The organism is Thiolapillus sp., assembly GCF_048562965.1.
Taxonomy (GTDB): domain Bacteria; phylum Pseudomonadota; class Gammaproteobacteria; order Chromatiales; family Chromatiaceae; genus Thiolapillus; species Thiolapillus brandeum_A.
Window position 1 is genome coordinate 1 of the sequence record NZ_JBHNMF010000359.1, and the last position, 3404, is coordinate 3404.

Sequence of the window (3404 nt, forward strand, 5' to 3'; positions counted from 1 at the left end):
ACAAATAGAACAATGGCGGGTGCAGGCGACGCGGTTGGAATATCCTTCCGATGAACCCATTGAATTGAAACCGGTGTTGTCTGAAGGAGTGCCGACAGGCAGTTGGCAATTTGAACCCGAAACGAAAGAACCGGGAACTTGGCTTGTTTACCCGGCTCCAGAAAACAAGGAGTTATTTCGTGCCTGTATCTGGCCAATAGAGGGTGAGATCACAACGGATGATGTGCTTATCGAAGCGATGAGTACATCTCAGCAGAACAAGCGGGAAGAACAAATCGCTGAAGTAATAAGTAAATTGGCGAGTGATTTTCTGCATCCATCCTGGCTGACGGTTGATCAGTTGGCCAATCAGTTTGGCCACCTGTCGCTTGCAACCTTAGATTTATGGCGGATTTTTTCCCGCTCTTTTAGAGGGATGGCTGCGCTGGCACTGCGCATGGGTAACTTACCAAAAAACTTCTATTTGCGCTTCGCCCGTGAAATGCCTTTTACTTGGGAGACGGTAACTCTGCAGGGTTGGAAACAAAGTATTGGACAACTCAAAATGCAATGTCATCACCAGTATGGTGATATTGCAGATCAAATCTTTCATCGTCATTTTGAGAATTGTAGCCAGTTATTGGGAGCGGAATGCGGTGCGTTAAACTTCTCGCTTGGAGTGGCTGGAGCGGAGTTTGATGAGAAATTTAATAAAGAGTATCTGGCGTTAAAATTTGCTATAGCGCCAACCGCAGAAAAAGACTTATTCGAAGGAGCCGATAGCGAGCTCATGAACCTACGTCGGCGCCATGCTGAAGATGAGTGGCCAACAGGGTTTGACCTTATACTTAAGCAAGCTCGAAATGATGTGGGTATCCAGCATTTTTTGTATGAAGAGCCTTACGGGTTCCCTGATGGTGTGATCAATATGCCGCTCATTGCTGCAGCTGCTGCGGCAATGAATAAGTCTGACCAGTATTTTTCTCACTCTGAGAATGTGCATTTGCTGCGTACTTTCAGAGCGTTCGATATGGATTGGTTTGACGCTGCCTATAACTTGACTATCGCACGTTGCCTGGCGGAAGGGGGTTGTGATGATTAAACCCTACTTTGCCAGCTTGATGCCAACCTTGGCCGAACGGTCACAGCAGGCAGCGGTGAGTCAGTTGGGGTTCGCCAGTATTCCTCTAAGACATCGGCTACGAGAGTTGTTCGACCAGCCATTTGGGAATTCAGGTGCCTTCCTTGCAGATCCAACCTTCGAAGCCGTGTTCGGCTGGAAAGCTGCCAAGCAATGCATGGCGGATCTGGAGGGCAATCTACTGACCTCTGAATTAATTTCAGCAATGGATAGTGCGGGTGAATACGCCTTTGGTCGAAAGATGTTTCCCTACACCCATCAGCTACGCGCCTGGGAAATCTTAGGACAGGAAAAAGCCCAATCGCTGGTGGTAACCAGTGGCACAGGTTCGGGAAAGACCGAGTGTTTCATGGTGCCAATTCTGGATCATCTGCAAAGATTACGCCAACAACATGGCAGATTGATTGGCGTTCGGGCGCTCTTCCTTTATCCCCTCAATGCATTAATCAACAATCAGCGAAACCGGTTGCGTGCTTGGACGGAACCCTTTGGAAAGGACATACGTTTTTGCCTCTACAATGGCAATACACCTGAAAAACCAGGGCCAGCATCACAACAAAGGGATGCGCCCAGTGAGGTACTTGATCGTAAGACGCTGAGGAATGAACCTCCGCCGATTCTGGTGACCAACTCCACCATGCTGGAATACATGTTGGTGCGTACCCAGGATGCCGCCATACTGGAACAATCTCAAGGCAAGCTGGAATGGATCGTGCTGGATGAGGCTCACACCTATATCGGATCACAAGCGGCCGAAGTGGCATTGTTGTTGCGCAGGGTTTTGCATGCCTTTGGCGTTTCTCCCAACGATGTTCGATTTGTAGCGACTTCTGCTACGATTGGTGACCCCGAAGGGGAAGCTGGAGAGAATCTAAGACGATTTCTTGCTGAAATAGCCGGCGTGGGAGTGGATCAGGTTCATCTGGTTGCAGGAGAGCGGCAGATACCTCCTTTGCCAGATTGCAAAGAAGCCAGCCGAGAGTCTTTGGAGAAACTTGAGACCATCACACCTGAACAACACACCTCTCCAGAACGTTATTCTTCGTTATGTGCGCATCCTACGGCAAGATCCATTCGCAGCCTGTTCACCCGATCAGATCGTGGTGCTTCTGTAGCAAAGTTATCGGAAGTCTGTGCGTTATTACATGGGAAAGAACGGCATTTTGAAAAACAACAGCAGTTGGAAGCTTTACGCTGGCTGGATTTGCTCACGGGTACTCGCACTTTCGATGAAAACGGAGGGGCAGGGGAATCCTTTTTGCCGCTCCGTGCCCATCTCTTCCACCAAACCCTTTCAGGTATCTGGGCCTGTGCTGACAGGGACTGCAAGGAGAAACAAGGCACTACGCTAAATGAAGAAACCTGGCCATTTGGCGCTATTTACATGGACCCCAGGAAGCACTGCGGCTGTGGCAGCCCAGTATACGAAGTAGCAACTTGTAGCGATTGTGGCAGTGTTTACCTGCTGGCCGGAGAAAGTGACGGCTATCTGCGTCATCTTCAACCACCTCATTTATTGGATGATTTTGAACTGGATCTGGAAGAGCAGCAAGAAGAGAACCAGGATGAAGAATCTGATAAGGAAGAAGATGCGTTGTATGGAAGCCATCAACATACCGTTTTAATTGCCAATCGCTCCTTGAGTAATGTGGGTTCCCTGGACATTGAAAAGGACAGCAGGAAAATATCCGAACGTTCGGATAACAGCCTGCATTTATTGGTTCAGGAGGATGCGGGCGAGGGACTAAACTGCCCCAGTTGTGGTGCCAAGGAATCGTCCAAGAATTGGGTTTTTCGCCATGGCAGGTTGAGTGCGCCTTTTCTACTGGGAAATATCCTGCCCACTCTATTGGAGTATGCGCCGGATGGGAATAAGCCGCTGGATCACCCCTACCGGGGAAGACGCCTGCTTTCCTTTACGGACAGCCGACAGGGAACCGCACGCATGGCGGCTAAATTACAGCTGGAAGCGGAGCGGAATCGAGTAAGGGGGTTGGTTTATCACCTTGCCCTGCAAAAAAAGGAAGGGGGTGGTGGGCAAGATAAGAAAAGGCTGGAAGATGACGTAGCAGCACTGGAAAAAGCCTTCGAGATGTCACCCAACACTGCGTTGGAAAATATGATTGCCGAAAAAAGGGAGGCGCTTGCTCAACTGGATAACCTTCGTCCTATAGCTTTTGATGACCTGGCCAGAGCGTTATCGCAGCAGACTCGTGATATGCGCTTCATTCGGCAAAATTATCGACGCTATTCTCCAGATACCTTTGCTCACGATACCGGTGAT

General features: G+C 49.4%; 2 protein-coding genes. Both read left to right on the forward strand.

Annotation, left to right across the window (positions count from 1 at the left end; translation table 11 throughout):
- Positions 1-1081, forward strand: a 1081-nt coding sequence (locus tag ACOCD2_RS14740) for an STY4851/ECs_5259 family protein (protein WP_419625756.1), incomplete at its 5' end; no start/stop codon positions are given.
- Positions 1074-3404 (forward strand): DEAD/DEAH box helicase (locus tag ACOCD2_RS14745; protein ID WP_419625757.1); only part of this gene is annotated, 2331 nt, incomplete at its 3' end. The genes ACOCD2_RS14740 and ACOCD2_RS14745, both read left to right, overlap by 8 nt.